This window comes from Cryobacterium sp. TMT3-29-2 (genome assembly GCF_004564305.1).
GTDB lineage: Bacteria > Actinomycetota > Actinomycetes > Actinomycetales > Microbacteriaceae > Cryobacterium > Cryobacterium sinapicolor.
Genome location: NZ_SOGK01000072.1, coordinates 1 through 24,206 on the forward strand (window position 1 = coordinate 1; position 24,206 = coordinate 24,206).

Sequence of the window (24,206 nt, forward strand, 5' to 3'; positions counted from 1 at the left end):
CCTACCCGGCACGGCGCGGCACGGCCCTACCCGGCCCTACCCGGCACGGCGCGGCACGGCCCTACCGGGCACGACCTAGCACGGCGCGGCACGGCGCGGCACGGCCCTACCCGGCCCGGCGTGCCGGCCGAGGGCCCAGGTCAGTCCTCGGCGGCCAGCTCGTCCCGCACGAGCACCGCCAGGTCGGGGTGGTCGGCGAAGACCCCGTCGATCCCGGTTCCGAGGATGGTGCGGAACTCGGCCTGCCAGTCGCCGAAGTCGGCCCGCAGCCGCCCGCGGCGGAACGTCTTCGCGAGATACCGGTTCTCAGGGCGCAGGGTCCAGCAGTAGATCTCCAGGTCCGCGGCGTGGGCGGCGTCGACCAGGTCGGAGGCGCCGGACACGTGACCGTCGGCATCCGTGGCCAGGATCAACGATTTGGGCACGCTGATCCCGTCGACCTTGCCGCTGAGCCCGTAGAGCCCGGTGTCGGAGAGGTAGTCGGCGTAGTGGGGCGCTTTCGGCCCGAGGAGCGCGACCTCGTCGTAGGGTTTCCCGCGCGCCTCGAGCAGGAAGATGCGCTTGCCGTAGATGCCGCGCGCGTAGACCTTGTCAAGCAGGCTGCGCTCGAAGCTCTCGATGGTGAGGCGGCCGTCGCCGGCGTTCCAGCCGGCGTCGTTGACCTCGGCAGTGAACAGCTCGTCGAGCGGCAGTCCGATCGACTCGAAGTAGGTGGCGTGTTTGAGCTCGGCGACGACGCCGATGGGCCGGCGCGCCCGCCCGGAGAGCCGGTCCATCAGCTTGAACACGTCCCGCAGACGCAGCAGGGGGAACCGGTCATCGAAGGTCGCGCTCGCCTTGCGCACCTCGGGCAGGCGTTCCCGGGCCCGCAGGGTGCGCAGCTCGGCCCACGTGAAGTCCTCGGTGAACCAGCCGGTCAGACGGATGCCGTCGATCACCTTGCTGGTCCGGCGGCCGGCGAACTCGGGGTGCGCCGCGACATCCGTGGTCGCCCCGATCTCGTTCTCGTGGCGCACCACCAGAACGCCGTCGCGGGTGGCGACGATGTCGGGCTCGACGGCATCCGCCCCGAGGGCGACGGCCAGCTCGTAGGCGGAACGGGTGTGCTCTGGACGGTAACCGCTCGCCCCGCGGTGACCGATCACGATCGGCTGCATTTCCCAACCCTACGCGTGCAACTGCCAGAATCGAGGCGATGACACCCTGGACCGTTCCCCCGACCCGCCTGCACCGGTGGGGCAGCTACCGCGCCCGCTACGTCGCCGGGCTGACCCTGGTCGTGCTCGGCGTGCTCGCCACGAACTTCACCAGCACCTACAGCCTCTTCTTCCTGGCCATCGGACCGCCCCTGCACGTGCTGGGCTGGCTGATCCTGCCCGGGGTGCTGTGGCGGCGGCTCACGGTTCTGGTACCGGCCCTACTCTGCAGCATCCTGCTGCTGGGCGGCGCCGATTTCAACGGGGTCTTCGCGGCCCTGCTGGCCTGCTGGCTGCTTGTGCGGCACCGCCCGCTTCTGAGCTACCTGGCCCTGATCCCGCCGATCGCGATGAGTTTCCTGCTCAAGGACGCACTGAACAATTACGACCAGAACTGGGTCGGCTACCTGGTCGGCTTCCTCACCACGGTGGCCGCGTCCTGGCTCGCCTGGTGGCTGGCCGGCTGGTCCGCGGGGCACCGTCCTCGGTCACCGCGGGTCGCAACCGGAATACGGCGGATCCCCAGCAGATCTGAATAGAATCTAGGAACTGTCCAGCACTTACCGGTGCTGGCTCCGCTACCTACCCACGTGATTGTGAGCTACGGCACCCATGGCATCCTCCAACCCCGCATTCTCCCGAAACGCCGCGTTCGGCGCTCCCGGCGCCACTGCAGGTGGCAAGGTGCTCTCCGACAGCGACCTGCAGGGCATGTTCAACGCGCCCTCCGCCGGTTCGCAGGACACCGACCGCATGAGCTACGACGACACCATCCGCAAGACGGTGCTCAGCTTCGCCCTGCTGCTGGTCACCGCGGCCATCGGCTGGATCGTCACCCCGGTGACGATCCTGCCGCTGATCGTCGGCGCGATCGCGGGTCTGGTCCTCGGACTGGTCAACGCGTTCAAGAAGGAGCCGTCGCCGCCCCTGATCCTCGCCTACGCCGCGGCCCAGGGTCTCTTCGTCGGTGGCATCTCGATCGTCTTCGAGCAGCAGTACGGCGGTATCGTCACCCAGGCCGTGCTCGCCACGCTCGTCGTCGTCGGCGTCACCCTGGCCCTCTTCGCCAACGGCAAGATCCGCGCGTCCAAGAAGGCCACCAAGGTCTTCATGATCGCGATGATCGGCTACGGCGTCTTCTCGCTGATCAACTTCGGCATGATGGCGTTCGGCGCGACCGACGCTGCGTTCGGCATGCGTAGCGCGACGGTCATGGGCATCCCGCTCGGCCTGATCATCGGCGTCCTCGCCGTGATCATGGCCGCGTACTCGCTGGTGCTCGACTTCGACTTCATCCAGCGCGGCGTCAACAACCGGGCCCCCCGCAAGTACGGCTGGACCGGTGCCTTCGGCATCATGCTGACCGTCGTTTGGCTGTACGTCGAGATGCTCCGCATCTTCGCCATCGCCCGCGAGTAGCACCCCCGCACCACCGCACGACAGAAGGGCCGCCCCATCGGGGCGGCCCTTCTGTCGTCCTCCCCGCCCCGCGCTCGCCCACTCCCCGCGAATGAAAAACACCCCCGACCAAGTCGAGGGTGTTTTCTTTCACAACATGGAGGAGCGCGCAGCGCCTACTCCCATTCGATCGTCCCCGGCGGTTTGGAAGTCACGTCGAGCACGACGCGGTTCACCCCGTCCACCTCGTTCGTGATCCGGTTCGAGATCCGTGCCAGCAGGTCGTAGGGCAGACGGGTCCAGTCGGCCGTCATCGCATCTTCCGACGACACCGGACGCAGCACGATCGGGTGCCCGTAGGTTCGGCCGTCGCCCTGCACTCCCACGGAGCGCACGTCGGCGAGCAGCACCACCGGGCACTGCCAGATCTCACGGTCGAGTCCGGCGGCGGTCAGCTCGGCGCGCACGATCGCATCCGCGTGGCGCAGCAGGTCAAGCCGGTCCTGGGTGATCGAGCCCACGATACGGATGCCGAGGCCGGGTCCGGGGAACGGCTGGCGCTGCACGATCTCGGCCGGCAGCCCCAATTCGGCGCCGATCGCGCGCACCTCGTCCTTGAACAGTGTGCGCAGCGGTTCGATCAGTTCGAACTGCAGATCTTCCGGCAGGCCGCCGACGTTGTGGTGGCTCTTGATGTTGGCCGTGCCGCTGCCGCCGCCGGACTCGACCACGTCCGGGTACAGGGTGCCCTGCACAAGGAAGCGGATCGGGTCGCCATCCGTCGCCGCCGCTTCCCTGATCAGCTCCGCCTGGGCCTGCTCGAAGGTGCGGATGAACTCGCGGCCGATGATCTTGCGCTTGGTCTCCGGGTCGCTGACGCCCTCGAGGGCCGTCAGGAACTGCTCCCGCACGTCGACGGTGACCAACCGCACGCCGGTGGCCTTGACATAGTCTTCCTCCACCTGGCGGCGCTCGTCCTGGCGCAGCAGGCCGTGGTCGACGAACACGCAGACGAGCTGGTCGCCGATGGCCTTGTGCACGAGGGCGGCGGCCACGGCGGAGTCGACTCCGCCGGAGAGCCCGCAGATGACCTTTCCGGTGCCGACCTGGGCCTGGATGCGGGCCACCTGTTCGGCGATGACGTTGCCGCTGTTCCAGTCGGCGGGGATGCCCGCGGCGCGGTGCAGGAAGTTCTCGAGCACGTTCTGGCCGAATTCGGAGTGCTTGACCTCGGGGTGCCATTGCACGCCGTAGAGCCGGCGCTCGTCGTTCGCGAACGCGGCGACGGGCGTGGACTCGGAGGAGGCCAGCACGGTGAAGCCCGCGGGGGCCTTCGACACGGAGTCGCCGTGGCTCATCCACGCGGTCTGCTCGGCCGGCTGGCCGGCCAGGAGCGCGTTGCCGCTGTCGGTGACGCTGACCGGGGTCGCGCCGTACTCACTCAGTCCGGTGCGGGCCACCTCGCCGCCGAGAGTCGTGGCCATCACCTGGAAGCCATAGCAGATGCCCAGGATCGGGATGCCGAGATCGAAGATGGCCGGATCGAAGGTGGGCGCACCCTCGGCGTAGACGCTGGACGGCCCGCCGCTGAGCACGATTCCGAGCGGGTTCTTCTCCGCGACCTCGGCCGCGGTGATCGAGTGGGCCACGATCTCCGAGTAGACGGATGCCTCACGCACCCGGCGCGCGATCAGTTGCGCGTACTGGGCGCCGAAGTCGACCACCAGAACGGGGCGGGCCCCGGTCTGCGCGCTCACCGCGGCGCTCACGGGCGGGCCTCGGCCGACGCGGCAGTCGAGTCTACGGCGGCGTGCGTCGCCAGGAAGGCGTTGACCTCGCGCGCGACGCGCACCTCGAGGAAGAAGGACAGAGTAGGAATGATGCCTCCGAGTGCGATCAGCAGGAACCTGGGGAATGACCAGCGCATCAGGCTCCACAGCTGGAAGTCGCTGAACAGGTAGAGCACGTACAGCCAGCCGTGCACGATCAGGATGCCGGTGCTCAGGTTGAAGGCGGTCACCGAGTCCCGCGCCACGAGGGCGATGATCCCGTTCGGGCCGCCGACTTCGATTTCGAGCTGAAGCACGAACTTCAGGAAGACCTCGACGCAGAGCAGCAGGAGGAAGACACCGGTGATCACCGAGGAGATCTTGTAAAGCCGGAGCGCGCCGGGGATTTTGGGGATGTCGGCAGGCTTGGGGTCAAGTGGCATAGGCCAATTCTAGACGGCCTCCGCCGCGTCGATGGCGGCCTGCTCCTGGTGGCGCTCCCAGTCGTCCCGGACCAGGCGGTACCAGAGGAACACCGCGAACCCGGCGAAGACGGCCCACTCGAGGGCGTAGAAGATGTTCAGCCAGTTGACCGACGCGTCGTTGCCGGGCACCGGCGAGTCGATCACGGTCAGGCCCGCGACGGCATCCGTGTCGACGATGTAGCCGGCGTAGACGGACTGGTCGGTGAAGTCAGTCCACTGGTTGATCAAAGCGGCGGTGGAGACCGTGGCCTGGGTGCGCGGGTCCAGCTCCGAGTCCGGCACGGCCGGGGCCTCGGAGGGTACGAACCGGCCGGTCACGGTCTGCTGCTGCCCGGCGGCCTGGGCCGCGAGCTCGTCGATCGCCGCCTGGACCTCCGCCTCCGTGGCGGACCAGCCGCGAGCCACGGCGATGGTGGAGACGGGCACGGATGCCGTTGCCACCGTCTCGAACCGGCTCACCATCCAGAAACCGCGCTCGCCCCCGTTGAGGCGTTCGCTGATCAGCACGTCGTCCCCCGGCACGAAGGAGCCGTCCACGGTGACCAGCTGACCGGTCGCGGCCTCGCGCGGCGGACCGTCTGGTGAGACGGCGTCACTGAGCGGCAGCACGGTCTCGGTGCTGCGCTCCACGACCTCGCCAGACGCGATGGCGCGTTCCAGCTGCCACCGGCCGAGCAGCGCGAAGGCCGCGGCTATCGCGAGCGCCAGCAACAGCGCGAGCAGCCAGCGCGGGCGGAGCATGGTCTTGATCATGAGTAGTCCCCTGAAGCGGTGTCACGCGCCGGCTTGTCGGCCGGGCCGGTTTCGGCCGTACGCCGGCCGGAGATGAAGTCGAGCATCGAGTCGCTGGCCGCGGACCCCGGCTCGTCGGAGTCGGAGTCGGCGTCGGAGTTCGCGTCCGCGTCGGCACCCGGCACGCCGACCGGCGCTGCCGCAGGCGTCGTGGCAGGCCGAGCGGCAGGCGCGGCGGAGGCCGGGCGTTTGCGGTGGTCGGCGAGGAGGCGGTCGGCGGCCCGCTGGGCATCCGTTCCGGTTCCGGCGGCGGTGGCCGCGTCGACCAGGGCGATTTCCTCGGCCAGCATCACGTCGTGGGCGCGTTTCCGCGCCGGAACGGCATTCTGGTGCCGCCGCAGGGCCGAGCCGATCTTCTCCGAGTTCGCCGCGAAGAGCGGTCCCACGATCGCCATGGTGAGCACGTAGAGCCCGGCGAAGGACTGCAGCCGCTGATCGAGACCCGCGGTCACCGACAGGGTCGCCAGGATCAGGGTGAATTCGCCGCGGTTGACGAAGATGGCCGCGGTGTTGAGTCCCTCCCGCGGGCCCATCCCGTGCAGCCGCGCCATCAGCATGCCGGAGATCAGGCTGAGAACGAAGGTCATCCCCACGGCCGCGACGACGATGGTGATCACCGACCCGAATTCGGCCACGTTCAGCGCGAGTCCGAAGTTGAGGAAGAAGAACGCCCCGAACACGTCGCGGAGCGGCACGGCGACGCGTTCGATCCGGCCGCGGTATGTACTCGCGCCGAGCACCACCCCGATCAGGAAGGCACCGATCGCATCCGTCACGCCGATGATCTCGCCGATCCCGGCGAACAGCACGGCGAGCCCGAAGAAGAGGATGGTGAACAGCTCGTCGTCCTTGGTGCGCATCAGCCGGGACACGACTTTGGCTCCCCAGCGGGCCACGGAGAACATCACGACGAGGAAGAGGAAGGCGATGCTCAGTTGCAGCACGATCGGCCAGACCTCGGTCTTGCCGCTGAGAACGACGGAGACGATCGCCAGATAGACCGCGATGAAGATGTCGCCGACGACGGTCACGCCGAGGATCATCGGGGTTTCCTTGTTGGCCAGCCGGCGCAGTTCGATCAGGAGCTTGGTGATGATGGCGCTCGAGGAGGTGCCGGTCATGCCGGCGATCACGAGGGCCTCCCGGCTGCCCCAGCCGACCATCAGACCGAACGCGAAGCCGGCGCCCATGTTGATCAGAACGTAGGATCCGCCGGAGATCAGGAGTTTTCCGGCGTCGCCGAAGAACGCCTCCTGGTCGAATTCGAGGCCCAGGCTGAACAGAAGCAGGATCAGGCCGAAGATGGCGATCAGTTCGATGTCTGCCGACTGGAAGTCCAGCGGGAACCAGCCGGTGTTCGGGCTGGCGAGGAGCCCGACGATCATGTAAAGCGGGATGGACGGCAGCCCGATCAACTTTCCGGCGCGGCCGAGGAGGTAGGCAACGACGAGCAGGATGCCAAGAGTGATGAGGTCTTCGCCGAGATGCATGGACTACCCCCCAGGCGGCGCGTCGACGGACTTGGCCTTAACCTCGCCGGTGCGGAAGAACGCGAAAGCCTTCGCGACCTTCTCGGGAGAGCCGGCGACGACGAGCGTGTCACCGGGGAAAACGCGGAAGTCGTGGGCGGGTGCCGGGTTGGCGGACTCTCCGCGCACGACGGCCACGACGGTCAGGCCGGCGATGCCGCGGTCGGCGGGGTTGCCCAACGCCTGGCCGGCGATGTGGTCCTCGTAGTCCACGGTGAACCAGTCGATGCTCAGGCCCGGGATCTGGTCGAGCGCCGTGAGCGACTCGGTGATCTGGGTGCCGCCGAGGAGCTCGGCGAGGGTATGCGCCTCGTCCTCGCTCAGGCGTAGGGACACCTTGGCGGCATCGGGGCCACCCTCGTCGTCCGCGAAGGTGATGAGGTCGCTGTGCCCCGAGCGGTGGGCGATGACGCCCACTTTGCCGCCGTCATCCGTGATGAAGGTGTGCAGCACTCCCACCCCGGGAAGTTTGACCCGCCGAACGTCAACCATGGTGCGACTCCTGAGGTTTATGGGCAGTCAGCCCAGTCTACCGGAGCGAGTTCGGGTGCCACCTGCCCGCAGCGCCCGCACCGGGTGGGATGCTTCCGCTGCGGTACTTCCTTCGGGTGTCGTGGCGAACTCAGGAGATCCGACCGCCCGGGCCGGGCATCCGCACGTGCTGCGCACTCGTTCGTGGCGGCCCGGTTACCCCTGCAATGGATGTCCTGAGTTAGCCACGCGCGCGCCGAGCGAATGTGACGGATGCCGGCCGGCGGCTGCTACTTCGTGGCGACGATGTCCGGAGCCTCGAGCCGCACGCGGTCGGCGGACTCGTCGTCGGGCTGCTGCTGCGACGCGAGTTCCGCCGCCACCCGCTTGAGGTAGTGGCCCACCTCACGTTCTTCCCTGGCCTCGTCCCAGCCGAGCACCCCGGCCATCAGCCGGGCGGCCACGGGCGCCGCCGAGACGCCGCGGTCCCAGGCCTCGATCGAGATGCGGGTGCGGCGGGCCAGCACGTCCTCGAGGTGCAGGGCACCCAGATGCGAGGCCGCGTAGACGACCTCCGCCTCGATGTAGTCGTCGGCCCCCGGCAACGGGTCCGCGAGCGACGGGGTCGTGCGGATCAGGTCGAGCAACTCGTCGGTCAGAGTGCCGTACCGGTTGAGCAGGTGCTCGATGCGCACGGTGTGCAGACCGAACGCCCGGGCGATCCGGCCGCGCTTGTTCCAGGCGGCCTGATAGCCCTCGGCGCCGAGCAGTGGGATGTCCGCCGTGGTGGAGGCCGGGACCCGTTCGTCGAAGGCGTCGACGGCCGCATCGATCGCATCCTTCGCCATCACCCGATAGGTGGTCCATTTGCCGCCCGCGATCACCACGAGTCCGGGCACGGAATGACCCACGAGGTGTTCGCGGGACAGCTTCGACGTGCTTTCCGACTCGCCGGCCAGGAGCGGCCGGAGACCCGCGTAGACCCCCTCGACGTCCTCCCTGGTCAGCGGCACCCGCAGCACGGCGTTCACATGCTCGAGCAGGTAGTCGATGTCCGCGGCGGTGGCGGCAGGGTGGGCCTTGTCGAGGTGCCAGTCGGTGTCGGTCGTGCCGATCAGCCAGTGCCGTCCCCAGGGGATCACGAACAGTACGCTCTTCTCGGTGCGCAGCAGCAGCCCCATGGCCGACTGGAACCGGTCCCGCGGCACGACCAGGTGGATGCCCTTCGACGCCCGCACCTTGAACGTGCCGCGTTCACCGACCATGCGCTGCGTGTCGTCTGTCCAGACTCCGGTCGCGTTCACGACCTGCCGGGCCCGCACCTCGAACCGCTCGCCGGTCTGCAGGTCGTGGGCGTGCACACCGACCACCCGCTCGCCGACCTTGATGAATCCCTCGACCCGCACCCGGCTGGCCGCGTGCGCGCCGTAGAACGAGGCCGTGCGCACGAGCGAGGCGACGTAGAGCGCGTCGTCGACCTGGCCGTCGTAGTAGGTGATGCCGCCGACGATCGTGTCGGTGTTCAGGCTCGGCAGGAGCCCCTTCACCTGCCGCTTGGACAGGTGGCGGTGGTGCGGCACACCGGGGCCGCGCCCGCCGGTGTAGGAGAAGAGGTCGTAGAGCAGCATGCCGGCGCCCACGTAGAAACGCTCGGTGACGCGCTTCCGGAGCGGGTAGAGGAACCGCACCGGCTTCACCAGGTGCGGGGCGATGCGCTGCAGGAGCAGGCCACGCTCGGTCAGAGCCTCGCGCACCAGCCGGAAGTCGGCTTGCTCCAGATATCGGATGCCGCCGTGCACCAGCTTGGACGACCGGCTCGACGTTCCCGAGGCCCAGTCCCTGGCCTCGAGGATGCCCACGCTCAGGCCGCGGGTGACCGCGTCCAGGGCGGCCCCGGTGCCGACGATGCCGCCACCGACCACCAGGATGTCGAGCTCCTTGCCCTTCAGCCGTTCGAGGGCCGCGGCCCGTTCTTCCGGACCCAGTTTCGTGGATCGCGACGCAGAGTTGCCAGTTGCCATGTGCTCACTCCCATTTCGGATGGTGTGATGTGTACACAGACGCTAGTTCACTCGGTGCGGCGCGACAACCGCCTAATTCACCCGGTACGGGGCGACGACCACCTCGACGCGCTGGAATTCCTTCAGGTCGGAGTAGCCGGTGGTGGCCATCGAGCGGCGCAGCGCGCCGACGAGGTTCGCGGTGCCGTCTGCGATCGGAGTCGGACCGTAGAGGATGGTCTCGAGCGGCGCCAGGGCGCCCACCTCGACCCGCTTGCCGCGGGGCAGCTTCGAGTGGTGCACCTCGGCACCCCAGTGGAAGCCGCCGCCGGGGGCATCCGTCGCCCGGGCCAGCGCGGTGCCGAGCATGACGGCGTCGGCGCCGCAGGCGATGGCCTTGACGATGTCACCGGAGGTGTTGAGGCCGCCGTCGGCGATGACGTGCACGTAGCGTCCGCCGGACTCGTCCATGTAGTCCCGCCGCGCGCCGGCGACATCGGCCACGGCCGTGGCCATGGGCGCGTGGATGCCGAGGGAGGCGCGCGTGGTCGAGGCCGCGCCGCCGCCGAAGCCTACGAGCACGCCGGCCGCACCGGTGCGCATGAGGTGCAGGGCCGCGGTGTAGGTCGCCGCCCCGCCCACGATCACGGGCACGTCGAGTTCATAGATGAACTTCTTGAGGTTGAGGGGTTCCTGGTTCTGCGAGACGTGCTCGGCCGAAACGGTGGTGCCGCGGATGATGAACAGGTCGACGCCGGCGGCGACGACGGTCTCGTACAGTTCCTGCGTGCGCTGCGGCGACAGGGCGCCGGCCACGGTCACGCCGGCCGCGCGGATCTCCGCGAGGCGCGCCGTGACGAGCTCGGGCTTGATCGGCTCGGAGTACATCTCCTGCATCCGGGCGGTGGCCCGGTCGGCGGGCAACTCGCGGATCTCCGCGAGAAGCGGCTCAGGGTCGTCGTAGCGGGTCCAGAGACCCTCGAGGTCGAGCACACCGACGCCGCCGAGCTGGCCCATCATGATGGCCGTCTTCGGGGACACCACGGAGTCCATCGGAGCCGCGAGGAACGGGATCGAGAACTGGTACGCGTCGATGGTCCAGTTGACCGACACATCCTCCGGGTCGCGGGTGCGCCGGCTGGGCACAATCGCGATGTCGTCGAAGGCATATACGCGGCGGGCGCGCTTGGAGCGGCCGATCTCGATTTCCATGGTTCCAGTTTAGGTGCCGCGAGGCTCCTCGACGACGGATGCCGCGGGGTGCATCCTGAGGTGATGGACGTCACCGCCGACCCACTGTCCCTCCTGCGCGAGCGCACCAGCAGGAAATGGCGCAGTTTCCCCGCCGATGTACTGCCGCTCTTCGTCGCCGAGTCCGATTTCCCGCTCGCCGCACCCGTCCGGGAGGCGCTCGCCGCGGCAGTGCGCCACGGCGACACCGGCTATGTCGCACCCGACACCGAGCTGGGCGCCGCCTTCGCGGGTTTCGCCGGCCGCCGCTGGGACTGGCCGGTCGACCCCGAGCAGGTGACCACCACGACCGATGTCAGCGTGGCGATCGTGGAGACCCTGCGGATGCTGATCAGGCCCGGCGACCGGGTGGTGATCACTCCCCCGGTCTACCCGCCGTTCTTCGACCTCGTACCCGAGGCGGGCGGGGTGGTGCACGCCGTGCCGCTCCTCGACGGCCAGACCGGCTGGACCCTCGACCTGGACGGCCTCGAACGCGCCTTTGCGGCCGGAGTGCGCTGCGTGCTGCTCTGCAACCCGCACAACCCGATCGGTCATCCGCACACCGTCGAGGACCTGGCGGCGCTGGCCGGGCTCGCCGCCCGCTACGGCGTCACCGTCGTCAGCGATGAGGTGCACGCCCCGCTGACCTACTCCGACGCCGCCTTCACGCCCTACCTGACCGTCTCCCCCGAGGCCGCCGACCACGGCGTCTGCGTGACGAGCGCGAGCAAGGCCTGGAACCTGGCCGGCCTCAAATGCGCGCTAATCGTCACCGCCGGCGAGAGGATGCGCGGCGGGCTCGCCGCCCTGCCCCAGGAGGTGTCCTGGCGCACAAGCCAGTTCGGGCTGATCGCCGGCATCGCGGCGTTCCGCGACGGGGAGCCGTGGTTGGACGGGGTGCTCGAATCTCTCGACGGCAACCGCCACCGGCTCACCGCACTGCTGGACGCGCAGCTGCCCGGAGTCGGCTACCGGCCGCCCGAGGCCGGCTATCTGGCCTGGCTCGACCTGCGGAGCCTGGACTGGGGTGACGACCCGGCCCTGGTCGCACTCGAGCGGGCGCGGGTCGCGCTCAGCCCCGGCCCGATGTTCGGCGAACCCGGCCGGGGCTTCGCGCGCCTCAACTTCGGCTGTTCACCCGAGGTACTCGCGGAAGCCGTCTCCCGGCTGGCCGCAGCGCGCTAACGGCGGTAGTTGGGAGCCTCGACCACGATCTGCACGTCGTGCGGGTGCGACTCCTTCAGCCCGGCGGCGGTGATCCGAACGAACTTGCCCTTCTGCTTGAGCTCGTCGATCGTGCGCGCGCCCACATAGAACATGGACTGGCGCAGGCCGCCGATCAATTGGTAAGCCACGGCGGACACCGGTCCGCGATACGGCACCTGGCCCTCGATGCCCTCCGGGATGAGCTTGTCGTCGGAGGGGACATCCGACTGGAAGTAGCGGTCCTTGGAGTAGGAAGTCTTCGTGCCGCGGCTCTGCAACGCGCCGAGCGAACCCATGCCGCGGTAGGTCTTGAACTGCTTGCCGTTGACGAAGACGAGCTCGCCGGGGCTCTCGTCACAACCGGCGAGCAGGGAACCGAGCATGACGGTGTCCGCGCCGGCGACCAGTGCCTTGGCGATGTCGCCCGAGTACTGCAGCCCGCCGTCGGCGATCACCGGGATGCCGGTCTCTCTGGCCGCAAGCGACGCCTGGTAGACGGCGGTGACCTGCGGCACGCCCACGCCGGCGACGATGCGGGTGGTGCAGATCGAGCCGGGGCCGACGCCGACCTTGATCGCGTCCGCGCCCGCGTCGATGAGGGCCTGGGCGCCGGAGCGGGTGGCCACGTTGCCGCCGATCACGTCGACCGCCTCGAACGCGGGGTCGGACTTCAGGCGACGGATGATCTCGAGCACCCCGGCGCTGTCGCCGTTGGCGGTGTCGACCACGAGAACGTCGACGCCCGCGTCCAGCAGTGCGGTGGCGCGCTGCCAGGCGTCGCCGAAGAAGCCGATGGCCGCGCCGACGCGCAGACGTCCGGCGTCGTCCTTGGTGGCGAAGGGGTATTCCTCGCTCTTGTCGAAGTCCTTGACCGTGATCAGGCCGGTGAGGCGGCCGTGGTCGTCGACGAGGGGAAGCTTCTCGATCTTGTGGGTGGCGAAGATGGCGACGGCGTCCATCGGCGCCATGCCGACCTTGCCCGTGATCAGAGGGCCTTTCGTCATCACCTCGCGCACGAGCGTCGTGTGCTTTTTGGTGTTGGAAACGAACCGCATGTCCCGGTTGGTGATGATTCCCACGAGCACGCCGTCGGCGTCGATGACCGGAAGACCGCTGATGCGGTACTGCCCGCAGAGGGCGTCGACCTCCGCAACAGTGGCGTCGGGCGAAGTTGTTACCGGATTGGTAATCATGCCGGATTCGCTGCGTTTGACGAGGTCGACCTGCTCGGCCTGGTCGACTATCGAGAGGTTGCGGTGCAGCACGCCGAGGCCGCCCTCACGGGCCATCGCGATGGCCATCCGGGTCTCTGTGACGGTGTCCATCGCGCTGGACAGCAGCGGCGTGGCCACGCTGATTCGGCGCGTCAACCGAGACAGGGTCTCGGCTTCACTGGGAATGACGTCGGTATGCCCCGGAAGAAGCAGGACGTCGTCGTAGGTGAGCCCGGTGAAACCGAACGGATCTGGCTGATCCATGAAACCCCTTTTACAGATGCAGGAAAGTGGAGAAAATCCGGCAATCCAAGTCGATCACCGGTCTTGTCAATGTTAAGCGACGTCGCGCTCCACGCATTCCTCGGAAGAGAATCTGGGCAGTTCCGACCGCCGTCGTCACATATGGGACATAATCGTCACTTACTGTCAACAAAGATGTTGGTAGGTGAGACCCGGGGCACGCTCGGTGACAGACCCAACGGTGCCCCCATGGAGGTGCAGTGAATTCCCCTGAAGCTGTTCGCAGATTCTCACCCAGAATGCTGGTGATCTTCCTCGGCCTGCTCTTCGCAGCCTTGACGATGTCCACGTTCGCCACAGTCTCCGCCGGTCCGGCTCACGCCGACGAGGTCGGAACCGACGAGTACGAGTTCGTGCTCACTGGCAACGTGCAGTTCGACCAGAAACCGCTCGACAACGTGCTGATCACCGTCGAAGGCGGCGGTTATGAGGCATCCGTGGAAACGGACGCCGAGGGCAAGTGGAAAGTCGGCGTGCCCGAGAAGGCCACGTACACGGTCAGCCTCGATGAGGAGACCCTTCCGAAGGGTGTCGTCGTTGCCAAGGGCGGCAACGTGATTGAGGCGGAGTTCGCGCTCACGAAGGTGAAGTCGGTGAACTTCTTCCTCGGCGAGGGCACGCGCACCACGGTCAGCTTCTTCGACCAGTTCGTCAACCGCTTCGTCAACGGGCTGAACTTCGGCCTGCTCTTGGCCCTCGCGGCGATCGGGTTGTCCCTGATCTTCGGCACCACCGGGCTGAGCAACTTCGCCCATGCCGAGATGATCACCTTCGGCGCGCTGATGGCCCTGCTCTTCTCGGTCACGCTGGGCGTGCCGATCTGGCTGGCGATCATCATCGCCGTCGTGCTGAGCGCAGGTCTCGGCTGGAGCCTCGACGCGGTGATCTGGAAACCGCTGCGCCGCAAGGGCGTGGGTCTGATCCCGCTGATGATCGTGAGCATCGGGCTCTCGCTCGCCCTGCGGTACGTGTTCCAGATCTTCGTCGGCGGCGGAACGAGCCAGCTTCCGGGCTCCGGCCTGGCTGACATGAAGCTGGGACCGATCCGGCTCTCGATGATCGACCTGGCCAGCATGGGCATCAGCATCGTGGTGCTGTTGGCCGTCTCCTACTTCCTGCTGCGCACCCGCATCGGCAAGGCCACCCGCGCGGTCTCCGACAATCCCAGCCTGGCCTCCGCCAGCGGGATCGACGTCGACGGCGTCATCCGGATCGTCTGGGTGGTCGGTGGAGCCCTCGCCGGCCTCAGCGGCATCCTGTGGGCCTACTTCCGGCCGGGTGTCAGCTGGGACATGGGTTTCCAGATCCTGCTGCTCGTCTTCGCGGCCGTGACCCTCGGCGGTCTCGGCACCGCCTTCGGCGCCCTGATCGGTTCGATCATCGTCGGCCTGTTCGTCGAACTGTCGACGCTGTGGCTTCCCTCCGACCTTAAATACGTCGGTGCACTTGTCGTGTTGATCCTGGTGCTGCTGCTTCGGCCGCAAGGCATCCTGGGTCGCAAAGAGAGAATTGGCTAGAAGGGCATCCGATGATCGACTGGGGAGCAATCTTTAGCAACGCAGCCGTCGAGCTGATCAGCCCGACCACCGCCGCCTACGCCCTCGCGGCGCTCGGGCTGGCGATCCACTTCGGATACACCGGCCTCCTGAACTTCGGCCAGGCCGGCTTCATGGCCCTGGGCGCCTACGGCTTCGCCATCTCCACCCTCAGCTTCGGCTTCCCCGTCTGGGGTGCCGTGCTGGTGGGGATCGGCGCATCCGTCATCTTCGCCCTGATCCTGGGTATACCGACCCTGCGCCTCCGGGCGGACTACCTCGCGATCGTGACGATCGCGGCGGCCGAGATCGTGCGCCTCCTGTTCACGACCAACACGTTCCAGTCCTTCACCGGCTCCGCGAACGGGCTGAGCGGGTATAAGGGCGGTTTTGCGGGCCTCAACCCGATCCCGGAGGGGCGCTACGGCTTCGGCCCGTTCGAGTACAACGAGTACGACTGGTGGCTGCGGATCGTGGCCTGGTCGATCGTGGCCCTCGCCTGCCTGTTCACGTGGCAGATCATGCGCAGTCCCTGGGGTCGCGTGATCAAGGGAATCCGTGAAGACGAGGATGCCGTGCGCGCGCTCGGCAAGAACGTCTACTCCTACAAGATGCAGTCTCTGATTCTCGGCGGCGCATTCGGCACGATCGCGGGCATGATCTTCGTGCTCCCCCGTGCCGTGGTTCCGTCGAACTACCAGACGTCACTGACGTTCTTCATCTACGCGATACTCCTCCTCGGCGGCGCGTCCACGATCCTCGGGCCGGTCATCGGCTCGATGGTCTTCTGGGTTCTGCTGTCCTTCTTCTCCGGGTTCATCGCCCGTGCGGTGGAGGCAGGCTGGATTCCGTTCATCACCAGCATCCAGGCGGGCCAGCTGCGCTTCATCCTGGTGGGAGTGGCGATCATGCTTATAGTCATCTTCAGACCGCAAGGCATCTTCGGAAACAAGAAGGAGTTGGCCTTTGTCAAATAACACAGTTCCCAGCAACAAGCCGGTCAAGTCGACCGACCTGCACATCGGCGAGGCCGCACCGGGCTGCAAGAAGCGCGATCCGATCCTGGTCGCGGACGGCGTGAGCCGCACCTTCGGCGGTCTCAAGGCCGTCGACGTCGACCACGTCGAGATCCCGCGCGGCGCCATCACGGCGCTGATCGGGCCCAACGGAGCCGGCAAAACCACCCTGTTCAACCTGCTGACGGGCTTCGATAAGCCCGACACCGGGTCGTGGACCTTCGAGGGCCGCCCTCTGTCGGGGATGCCCGCGTTCAAGGTGGCACGGATGGGCCAGGTGCGCACCTTCCAGCTCACCAAGGCGCTCGGTCTGCTGACCGTCATGGACAACATGCTGCTCGGCGCCAAGGGCCAGGCCGGCGAGAACCTGTTCCGGGCGGTCTTCCCCTTCTTCTGGAGCAAGCAGGAGGAGGCGAACAGGGTGCGGGCCCTCGATATCCTCGAACGGTTCAAGCTCGACTCCAAGAAGGACGACTACGCCGCCAGCCTCTCCGGCGGGCAGCGCAAGCTTCTCGAGATGGCACGGGCGCTGATGAGCGAGCCGAGCCTGGTGATGCTCGACGAGCCGATGGCCGGGGTGAACCCGGCGCTGACGCAGTCGCTGCTGGACCACATCCTGAACCTGAAGGCGGAGGGCATGACGGTTCTCTTCGTGGAACACGACATGCACATGGTGCGCCACATCGCCGACTGGGTCATCGTGATGGCCGAGGGCCGCGTGGTCGCCGAGGGTGACCCGCACGAGGTGATGCGCAACCCCGCCGTGATCGACGCCTACCTGGGCCAGCACCACGACGAGGACCTCGGCGAGGATCCGGCCGCCGAAGAAGAACGTGTCGAAGCCATTAAGGAGCTGCTCGATTGACGAACACTAGCCCTGCCGCCGCGCCGGCCTACACCCCCAGCGGGCAGCCCGTCGTCGAGGTCAAGACGGTGACGGCCGGCTACCTGCCGGGCGTCAACATTCTCAACGCCTGCTCCCTGACCGCCTACGACGGCGAACTGATCGGGATCATCGGCCCGAACGGCGCCGGCAAGTCCACGTTGCTCAAGTCGATCTTCGGCCAGGTCAAGGTGAGGGAAGGTGAGATCCTGCTTCGCGGCGAGAACATCACCAACCTCAAGGCCAACAAGCTCGTGGCCAAGGGCGTCGGTTTCGTGCCTCAGACGAACAACGTCTTCCCCACGCTCACGATCCAGGAGAACCTGGAGATGGGCATGTTCCTGAAACCGAAGGGCCTGGACGAGCGGCTGCAGTTCGTCACGGAGATCTTCCCGGAGCTCGGGAAGCGGCTCCAGCAGCGCGCCGGATCGCTGTCCGGCGGCGAACGCCAGATGGTGGCCATGTCGCGGGCGCTGATGATGGGCCCGCACGTGCTGCTGCTCGACGAGCCGAGTGCCGGCCTCTCCCCCGTGCGCCAGGACGAGGCGTTCCTGCGGGTCAAGGAGATCAACAAGGCCGGTGTGACCACGATCATGGTGGAGCAGAACGCCCGCCGCTGCCTGCAGATCTGCGACCGCGGCTACGTGCTCGACCAGGGCCGCGACGCCTACACGGGCACCGGCCGCGAGCTGCTGAACGACCCCAAGGTGATCGGCCTCTACCTCGGCACCCTCGGCCAGGACGACTAGCCGGAGCCGCCAGCACGACCAGCACGACCAACACACAGAAGCGGCGCCCGAGATCCTCGGGCGCCGCTTCTGTGTGTGCGGTCCGCCGCCTGCGGTCCGCCGTGTGCGGTCCGCCGTGCCCGGTCCGCCGTGCCCGGTCCGCCGTGCCCGGTCCGCCGTGCCCGGTCCGCCGTGCCCGGTCCGCCGTGCCCGGTCCGCCGTGTGCGGTCCGCCGTGCCCGGTCCGCCGAGTTCGGCGCGAGTTCGACGGCTCCGGTCGACGTCGCTGCGCGCGCGGGACGAACTCGACCGAGACTGTCGAACTAGACAAGTTGCCGGGCGCACGAAGAAGGGCCCCGACCGAAGTCGGGGCCCTTCCAGTTCAGCTGCCGATGGGCGACTGATCGGTGACTAGTTGATGCGCTTGTACGTGTTGTCCTCGAGGTACTCGTAGACGCCGATGGTTGCCTCGGTCGGGTCACCGTTCTCGTCGAACGTGACCGGGCCGGAGAAGCCGTCGTAGTCGACCTGGTCGCCGGCTGCGAGGGCTTCGGCCGCCGCGGTGAAGTCGGAGACCGCGGTGCCGTCGCCGGTTCCACCAGAGACCTGGCGGAGGTGCTTGGAGATGGCCTCACCCGAGACGTCATTGGCCGCGAAGGCAGCCAGAGCGACGAGCATGACGGCGTCGTAGGACTCGGCCGCGTAGCTGAAGTCGGTCAGGGTGGGGTCGAGCTCCTTGAGACGCTCGGTGAAGTCGCCGAGGGTTCCCACGTCGAGGCCCGGCAGCGTGCCCTTGGCTCCGGTGATGATGCCGGCGTCGAAGTCCTTGCTGTAGTCGGACAGGTTGCCGTCCACGAAGTAGAGGTTGCCGCCCGGGTAGCCGGAGCCGACCAGCGCGGGGGTGATGACCTTGGCCTGGTCGAACGTGATCAGGGCGATCGCGTCGGGGTTGGCGGCGGTCACTTCGGAGATCTGAGCCGCGAAGTTGGAGTCACCCTCGTTGAACAGCGACGTGGCGACGACCTCGCCGCCGGCAGCCTCAAAGGCCGCCGTGGTGGACTCGGCGAGGCCGGTGCCGTACGAGTCGTTGAGCACGATCAGGCCGAGGGTGGCGTTGCCGTCGTCGGCGATCTGCGTGCCCAGGACTTCACCCTGCAGCAGGTCGGACGGGGCGGTGCGCCAGTAGAGGTCCTTGTCGGCGTACTTCGTGAAGTCTGCCGAGGTGTTGGCCGGCGAGAACTGCACGACACCCGCGCCGGTGATCTGGTCGATCACGGTCTTGGAGACGCCGGAGGATGCTGCACCGATGATGGCCGAGACGTCCTGCGAGAGGAGGTCGGTCACCGAACCGGTCGCGGTGTCCGTCGTGGTGTCGCCGGAGTCACGGAAGATGGCCTCGACGGTGAGTCCAAGATTCGCGTCGTTGATGTCCTTGACGGCCAGTGCGACCCCGGCTTCTTCGGGCGGGCCGAGGAAGGCCAGGGCACCACTCTGGGGAAGGATGGTGCCGATCTTCAGGGTGAGGTCGCGGTCGCCGGCCGTGATGGCTTGGGCGTCTCCGCTCGCGGCGGGGGCTTCCGATTCAGCCGGTTCTGCAGTGTTGCTGCTGCATCCGGTGAGCAGAAGTGCACTGACGCCGACCATGGCGACTCCAGTGACGACTGCCCGGACTGAGCGGGAGGCCGAGGCCTTCGCGAATACGCTCATGTTGCTCCTTGGGACTAGGAATGAGAAATGCCAGCGGTCGAATGACTGCCGTCCTGTCACATTATTGACAGGAATCGCGCGAAACAAGGCAACCGTGTTACATCCGTGTAACGCAGACCAAATCGTTACGATCGGCGGCCGGTGACGCCCGCATAGGCGATCTGTTGCGAATCGGCCAGCGCGGCCGCACATTCTCCCCAGGATGCGCAGGCGACCGCCCCGGTGCTGACCTGGTCGAGGGCCGGCCTGATCGACGCCGCGCCGTCGTCTCCGGCCCGCGCCGCGGCCAGGGCGCTCAGGACGACCCCGTCATAGGCCTCGCCCCCGCCGGCGGTGTCGACCAACCCCGGATCCAGAGTGCGCAGGCGCGCCGCGAAGCCGCCGCTGGCGGCCAGGGGTGTGCCGCCGTTCGCGAAGTCGCCGAGCGCCAGCAGCGCCGCCGGCGCCGCCAGAACGGCAGCGGCCAGGTCGTCCGGCATCGGGACCGTGGCGTCCCAGAGCACGACGTCGACGCCGCGGGCCAGCAGGTCGGTCAGCGCCGTCGCCGCGTCGACGGCGGAGTCGCGGTGGACGATCTCGATGGGAGTACCGAGGATTCGGCCCTGCTCGGTGATCTCCCGGGCGGCCAGTTCCGTGCCGGCCACCTGCGCCGCTCCGCTGGCGGCCGCCGGGCCCGTCATGGGGAACAGGGTGCCGATGCGCACGGTCCCGTCGCCGGACGGTGCGATCACGACGGGTGCGACGGTGGGCGTGGCCACCGGCGGCGCGGCCTCCGCTGTGCAACCGGAGAGCAGAAGAACACAGGCGAGCCCCCCGATCAGGCTGACTGGCAGGGAACTCGACGCAGCGCGCATCCGGTGTCCTTTCAGGTACGAGGTGCGCCCCCGAGCGTAGCCGGGCTCAGGCCGGTTCCAGGGACGCACGCCGGGGCGCGCGCCCGGTGAGGACCATGTCGGTCGTGAGGACGACCAGCGCCACCCAGACCAAGGCGAACCCGAGCCAGCGCTCGGGCGGCATCGGCTCGAGCAGCACGAAGACGCCGACCAGGAACTGCAGGATGGGCGCGAAGTACTGGATCAGGCCCATGTACGTCAAAGGCAGCCGCCGGGCCGCGGCGGCGAAAAACAGGAGCGGGACGGCGGTCACCACGCCCGCTGCCAGCAGCCCCAGGGTATGCCAGGTGGAGACGGTCCCGAAGGTGAGACCGGAAACGGAGCCCACCACGATCAGCTGCACGACGGCGATGGGCGCGAGCCAGACCGTTTCGAGGGTAAGGCCGGCGACGGCGTCGACGTCGCGGCCGACGCGCTTCTTGATCAGGCCGTAGAAGCCGAACGAGAACGCGAGGATGAGCGACACCCACGGCAGCGAGCCGTAGCCGACGGTGAGGACGACGACGGCCCCGAGGCTGATGCCCACGGCCACCCACTGCAGCAGCCGCAGCTTTTCCCGCAGCAGGATGACGCCGAGGAAGACGGTGACGATCGGATTGATGAAATATCCGAGGGCAGCCTCGACCACGTGTCCGCTGAGGGCGGCGAAGACGTAGGTCTGCCAATTGACGAAGATGAGCAGGCCGGCCAGACCCATGGCGAAGACGATGCGAGGTCTCAGCAGCAGGCCGGCGAACGACCGCCACTTGCGGGTGACCGTGATGAGCAGCGCGCAGAACACCAGGGAGAAGAGAACACGCCAGGCCACGATCTCGAACGCCCCGCTCGGGGCGAGGAGCAGGAAGTAGAGCGGCAACGCGCCCCAGAGTGCGTAGGCGAGGACCGCGTAGATCAGTCCCTTGCTCTGTTCGGACCGCGCCGGGCGGGCAGGACGGGCCCGGTTGAGGTTCTCGGGTGAGGGAGGGCCTTTCTCCACGGGCGGGCCTTTCTTAACGAAGAATCCCGGATGGCCAGGCCATCCGGGATTCTACCGATCAGTGGGTGTGACTAGCGAACGACGACTGCGAGCACGTCGCGAGCCGACAGGACGAGGAGATCCTCGCCACCGAACTTGACTTCGGTTCCGCCGTACTTGGAGTAGATCACCTTGTCGCCGACGGCGACGTCGAGCGGAATGCGGTTGCCGTTGTCGTCAATGCGGCCGGGGCCGACTGCGACAACTTCGCCCTCCTGGGGCTTTTCCTTGGCGGTGTCAGGAATGACCAGACCTGAAGCGGTGGTCTGCTCTGCGTCGACCTGCTTGATGACGATGCGATCCTCGAGCGGCTTGATGGAGACCGACACGGTTGACCTCTTTCTTAGCTAAGACATAGTTAGCAGACTCACAGCGAGAGTGCTAGATCGAGTTTAGGGCGCATCTGGCACTCACGCAACGTGAGTGCCAGATGCGAGGGGTTGATAGGTTTGCACGATGGAACGCTCAGAGCTCGTCGAGCTGTTATCGCCGGGCGGTTTGCGTCTGCTGGACTCGCTGCCGCCGTATGACCCGGCCGCCGACGTCGTGCGGGTGGTGAGCGAACTGCGCAAGGCCGGGCACAGCCCCGACCTGGTCACCGCGGTGCTCAGCCAGTCCCGGCTCCGGGCCAAGGCCCTGCCCAAGTTCGGTGAGTTCGCCGGTCGCATGCTGTTCACGGAGGCCGGCCTCGAGCAGGCCACTCGGCTGCGGGTGGCCGCGCTGCACGCCGGCCGTTTCACCGGCGCTACCCTGAACCGGGTCGTCGACCTCGGCTGCGGGATCGGCGGCGACGCCATGGCCCTGGCCGCCATGGACCTCACGGTGACGGCGGTGGACGCCGACGAGGTGACCGCGACCGTCGCCAGCTACAACCTGGCTCCGTTCGAGAATGCAAGCGTTCTGCACTCGGCCGCGGAAGACGTCGACCTCACCGGATTCGACGCCGCCTGGCTCGATCCGGCCCGGCGCACCGCCGGGCACTCCAACACCTCCCGCCTCACCAGGCCGGAGGACTACTCCCCCCACCTCGATTTCGTCTTCGGCCTCAGTGAGCGGATGCCCATCGGCGTCAAGCTCGGTCCGGGACACGACCGCGATCTGATCCCCGCCGAGGCCGAAGCGCAATGGGTCTCGGTGGACGGCAGGCTCGTGGAGATGGGGCTGTGGTTCGGAGCGCTGGCGCGCCCCGGCATCCGTCGCTCCGCCCTGCTGCTCGGCCGGACCGGGACGAACGAACTGACCGCGCCCCGCGACAGCGAGGATGCACCGGTCGGTGTGCTGGGCGACTACCTGTACGAGCCGGACGGCGCGATCATCCGTGCCCGCCTGATCGGCGATCTTGCCCGCTCGCTCGACGCGCTGATGCTCAGCGAGGGGATCGCGTACCTCACCTCCGAGACCCTGCATCGCACGCCGTTCGCCACCGCGTTCCGGGTGCTGGAGGTGCTGCCGGTCGATGAGAAGAAGCTGCGGCTGGCGCTGCAGGAACGTCGGATCGGCACGCTTGAGATCAAGAAACGCGGCGTGGATGTCGACCCGGCCACTCTGCGTACCCGGCTGAAGCTCAAGGGCCCCGAGTCGGCGACGCTCGTACTCACCCGGGCAGCGGGACAGCGAGTGGCCCTGCTCGTGGAGCGGGTTCCGCCGCTCGACTGAGCCGCAGATGGAGCAGGAAGGTCGAGGCCGCAGGTCGAGGCGCGCCCGGCTCAGCCGGGCACGATCGTCAGCACCTGCGTGACGATCAGCACCCACCCGACCGCGAGGACGAGTCCGGCCAGCCCCGTGAGCAGCCCGTAGGCCCACACGGTGCCGGCACGTCGTTCGGTCAGGCGGGCCATCACGGACAGCACGACTGCGGCGAGGGAGAGCGCCGCGCCCCAGACGCCGAACACGGCGATCAGTAACCCGAGCAACCCGAAGACGAGCGAGGCGATGGACAGGCCACGCCGGCCCGCCTGAGCGCGCAGCTCGCTGTCGGTGTAGACGTACGGCACCCACTCCGTGGGGGCGGTGACGGTCGACGCATAGTCCAACTCGCCCGGGGCCGGTGCCGGACGCCGGGTGAGGTCGGCCCGGAAGTCGCCATCGCGGGACGGGTCCCGTTCCTCCCCCATCATCCCCGCTGCTATCTCCGGCTCAGAACGACGAGTTGGGGACGGTGGCGAAGAAGACGGACCAGATCACGATACTGACCAGCGCCATCCCGACGCCGATGAACCCGGTGATGAGTCCGGTCAGCCAGAAGCCCCGGGCCTGCGGTTCCTTCGATTTGCCGAGGAAGCCCAGAACGACGGCAGCGGCGGGAATGAACAGCCCGAGGATGCCGCCCACGATCGGGAGGAATACGATCGGCGAGCCGAGCAGGCCGATGACGCCGGCCACCAGCGCCAGAATGCTGAGGATCGGCTGCTTCGCGATGGGGGCACCATAGGACGCCGAATACGGGGTGCCGTAGGCCGGCGCCTGGGTCGCCGTCGGGGCGCCGTAGACCGGCGGCGGAGTCGGAGTCGAGGCGCCGTAAGCCGGCGGCGGAGTCGGAGTCGAGGCGCCGTAAGCCGGCGGCGGAGTCGGAGTCGAGGCGCCGTAAGCCGGCGGCGGAGTCGNGAGTCGAGGCGCCGTAAGCCGGCGGCGGAGTCGGAGTCGAGGCGCCGTAAGCCGGCGGCGGAGTCGAGGCGCCGTAAGCCGGCGGCGGAGTCGGGGCGGCGGGCGCGCCCTGCTCGTCGCGCGGGATGTCGGGGACCTGTGGCACGTCGGGCACCTGGGGCACGTCAGGCACGTGGGGCACGTCGGGGTTGCTGGGGATATTCGAATCGCTCATGCGAATTCATTCCTTT

General features: G+C 68.0%; 23 protein-coding genes. 8 read left to right on the top strand and 15 right to left on the bottom strand.

The window, feature by feature from the left end; genetic code table 11:
• Positions 1-140: 140 nt before the first annotated feature.
• A complete protein-coding gene (locus E3O67_RS08320) occupies positions 141-1,157 on the bottom strand; it encodes a glycerophosphodiester phosphodiesterase family protein (protein WP_134428180.1) in 1,017 nt (338 codons plus the stop codon).
• 38 nt (positions 1,158-1,195) lie between these two features.
• Between E3O67_RS08320 and E3O67_RS08325 the strand changes: the two genes are divergently transcribed.
• Positions 1,196-1,735, top strand: a complete 540-nt coding sequence (locus E3O67_RS08325) for a hypothetical protein (protein ID WP_134428178.1) — start codon at positions 1,196-1,198, stop codon at positions 1,733-1,735.
• Positions 1,736-1,808: 73 nt separating this feature from the next.
• Positions 1,809-2,615: a Bax inhibitor-1/YccA family protein gene (locus tag E3O67_RS08330; RefSeq protein ID WP_135102451.1), complete on the top strand. Its 807-nt coding sequence runs from the start codon at positions 1,809-1,811 to the stop codon at positions 2,613-2,615.
• Between the two features lie 155 nt (positions 2,616-2,770).
• On the opposite strand, the gene guaA is transcribed toward E3O67_RS08330, so the two are convergent.
• From guaA to E3O67_RS08365, 7 genes are all read right to left on the bottom strand, one after another.
• Positions 2,771-4,363, bottom strand: a complete 1,593-nt coding sequence (gene guaA / locus E3O67_RS08335; RefSeq protein ID WP_370260383.1) for a glutamine-hydrolyzing GMP synthase — start codon at positions 4,361-4,363, stop codon at positions 2,771-2,773.
• Positions 4,360-4,806, bottom strand: coding sequence for a DUF3817 domain-containing protein (locus tag E3O67_RS08340; protein WP_134428174.1), 447 nt, complete (start codon positions 4,804-4,806; stop codon positions 4,360-4,362). The genes guaA and E3O67_RS08340 overlap by 4 nt, the downstream gene beginning before the upstream one ends.
• A gap of 9 nt (positions 4,807-4,815) precedes the next feature.
• The gene (locus E3O67_RS08345; protein WP_134428172.1) at positions 4,816-5,601 is read right to left on the bottom strand and encodes an SURF1 family protein; all 786 of its coding nucleotides are present in this window, start codon (positions 5,599-5,601) and stop codon (positions 4,816-4,818) included.
• A complete protein-coding gene (locus E3O67_RS08350; protein ID WP_134428170.1) occupies positions 5,598-7,130 on the bottom strand; it encodes a cation:proton antiporter in 1,533 nt (510 codons plus the stop codon). Before E3O67_RS08350 ends, E3O67_RS08345 begins: the two co-directional genes overlap by 4 nt.
• Before the next feature lie 3 nt (positions 7,131-7,133).
• Complete coding sequence (locus E3O67_RS08355; RefSeq protein ID WP_134428168.1) at positions 7,134-7,661, bottom strand: cation:proton antiporter regulatory subunit; 528 nt, start codon at positions 7,659-7,661, stop codon at positions 7,134-7,136.
• Positions 7,662-7,930: 269 nt separating this feature from the next.
• The gene (locus tag E3O67_RS08360) at positions 7,931-9,661 is read right to left on the bottom strand and encodes a glycerol-3-phosphate dehydrogenase/oxidase (protein WP_134428166.1); all 1,731 of its coding nucleotides are present in this window, start codon (positions 9,659-9,661) and stop codon (positions 7,931-7,933) included.
• Positions 9,662-9,733: 72 nt separating this feature from the next.
• Entirely contained in the window at positions 9,734-10,852 is a 1,119-nt protein-coding gene (locus tag E3O67_RS08365) for a GuaB3 family IMP dehydrogenase-related protein (RefSeq protein WP_134428164.1), read from the bottom strand.
• A 63-nt stretch (positions 10,853-10,915) separates the two neighbouring features.
• On the opposite strand from E3O67_RS08365, the gene E3O67_RS08370 reads away from it, so the two are divergent.
• Complete coding sequence (locus E3O67_RS08370) at positions 10,916-12,058, top strand: MalY/PatB family protein (protein WP_135102452.1); 1,143 nt, start codon at positions 10,916-10,918, stop codon at positions 12,056-12,058.
• Here the strand turns inward: E3O67_RS08370 and guaB are convergent.
• Positions 12,055-13,557 (bottom strand): IMP dehydrogenase, encoded by a 1,503-nt coding sequence (gene guaB / locus E3O67_RS08375; protein ID WP_135102453.1) that lies wholly within the window; start codon positions 13,555-13,557, stop codon positions 12,055-12,057. The two genes, E3O67_RS08370 and guaB, sit on opposite strands and share 4 nt — an antisense overlap.
• 278 nt (positions 13,558-13,835) lie before the next feature.
• On the opposite strand from guaB, the gene E3O67_RS08380 reads away from it, so the two are divergent.
• The 4 genes from E3O67_RS08380 to E3O67_RS08395 are packed head-to-tail and all read left to right on the top strand — an operon-like array spanning position 13,836 to position 17,779.
• Complete coding sequence (locus E3O67_RS08380; protein ID WP_134428158.1) at positions 13,836-15,113, top strand: branched-chain amino acid ABC transporter permease; 1,278 nt, start codon at positions 13,836-13,838, stop codon at positions 15,111-15,113.
• Positions 15,114-15,127: 14 nt separating this feature from the next.
• Positions 15,128-16,108 (top strand): branched-chain amino acid ABC transporter permease, encoded by a 981-nt coding sequence (locus E3O67_RS08385; RefSeq protein ID WP_134428370.1) that lies wholly within the window; start codon positions 15,128-15,130, stop codon positions 16,106-16,108.
• Positions 16,098-17,012 (top strand): ABC transporter ATP-binding protein, encoded by a 915-nt coding sequence (locus tag E3O67_RS08390; RefSeq protein WP_134428156.1) that lies wholly within the window; start codon positions 16,098-16,100, stop codon positions 17,010-17,012. Before E3O67_RS08385 ends, E3O67_RS08390 begins: the two co-directional genes overlap by 11 nt.
• Complete coding sequence (locus E3O67_RS08395) at positions 17,009-17,779, top strand: ABC transporter ATP-binding protein (protein WP_134428154.1); 771 nt, start codon at positions 17,009-17,011, stop codon at positions 17,777-17,779. Before E3O67_RS08390 ends, E3O67_RS08395 begins: the two co-directional genes overlap by 4 nt.
• Positions 17,780-18,168: 389 nt before the next feature.
• On the opposite strand, the gene E3O67_RS08400 is transcribed toward E3O67_RS08395, so the two are convergent.
• From E3O67_RS08400 to groES, 4 genes are all read right to left on the bottom strand, one after another.
• Positions 18,169-19,464, bottom strand: a complete 1,296-nt coding sequence (locus tag E3O67_RS08400; RefSeq protein ID WP_134427505.1) for an ABC transporter substrate-binding protein — start codon at positions 19,462-19,464, stop codon at positions 18,169-18,171.
• Positions 19,465-19,589: 125 nt separating this feature from the next.
• On the bottom strand, positions 19,590-20,318 hold the full coding sequence (locus E3O67_RS08405; RefSeq protein ID WP_135102454.1) for an ABC transporter substrate-binding protein: 729 nt from the start codon (positions 20,316-20,318) through the stop codon (positions 19,590-19,592).
• Positions 20,319-20,364: 46 nt separating this feature from the next.
• The gene (rarD, locus tag E3O67_RS08410; RefSeq protein WP_135102455.1) at positions 20,365-21,333 is read right to left on the bottom strand and encodes an EamA family transporter RarD; all 969 of its coding nucleotides are present in this window, start codon (positions 21,331-21,333) and stop codon (positions 20,365-20,367) included.
• Positions 21,334-21,404: 71 nt separating this feature from the next.
• Positions 21,405-21,701: a co-chaperone GroES gene (groES, locus tag E3O67_RS08415; RefSeq protein ID WP_066597535.1), complete on the bottom strand. Its 297-nt coding sequence runs from the start codon at positions 21,699-21,701 to the stop codon at positions 21,405-21,407.
• A gap of 127 nt (positions 21,702-21,828) precedes the next feature.
• Here groES and E3O67_RS08420 point away from each other — a divergent pair, with 127 nt between their 5' ends.
• Positions 21,829-23,028, top strand: a complete 1,200-nt coding sequence (locus E3O67_RS08420) for a class I SAM-dependent methyltransferase (protein WP_134427496.1) — start codon at positions 21,829-21,831, stop codon at positions 23,026-23,028.
• Positions 23,029-23,078: 50 nt separating this feature from the next.
• On the opposite strand, the gene E3O67_RS08425 is transcribed toward E3O67_RS08420, so the two are convergent.
• Together E3O67_RS08425 and E3O67_RS08430 are read right to left on the bottom strand one after the other, a co-directional pair.
• Entirely contained in the window at positions 23,079-23,489 is a 411-nt protein-coding gene (locus E3O67_RS08425; RefSeq protein WP_134427493.1) for a hypothetical protein, read from the bottom strand.
• Between the two features lie 19 nt (positions 23,490-23,508).
• Positions 23,509-23,754 (bottom strand): hypothetical protein, encoded by a 246-nt coding sequence (locus E3O67_RS08430; RefSeq protein WP_135102456.1) that lies wholly within the window; start codon positions 23,752-23,754, stop codon positions 23,509-23,511.
• Between the last annotated feature and the right edge of the window lie 452 nt (positions 23,755-24,206).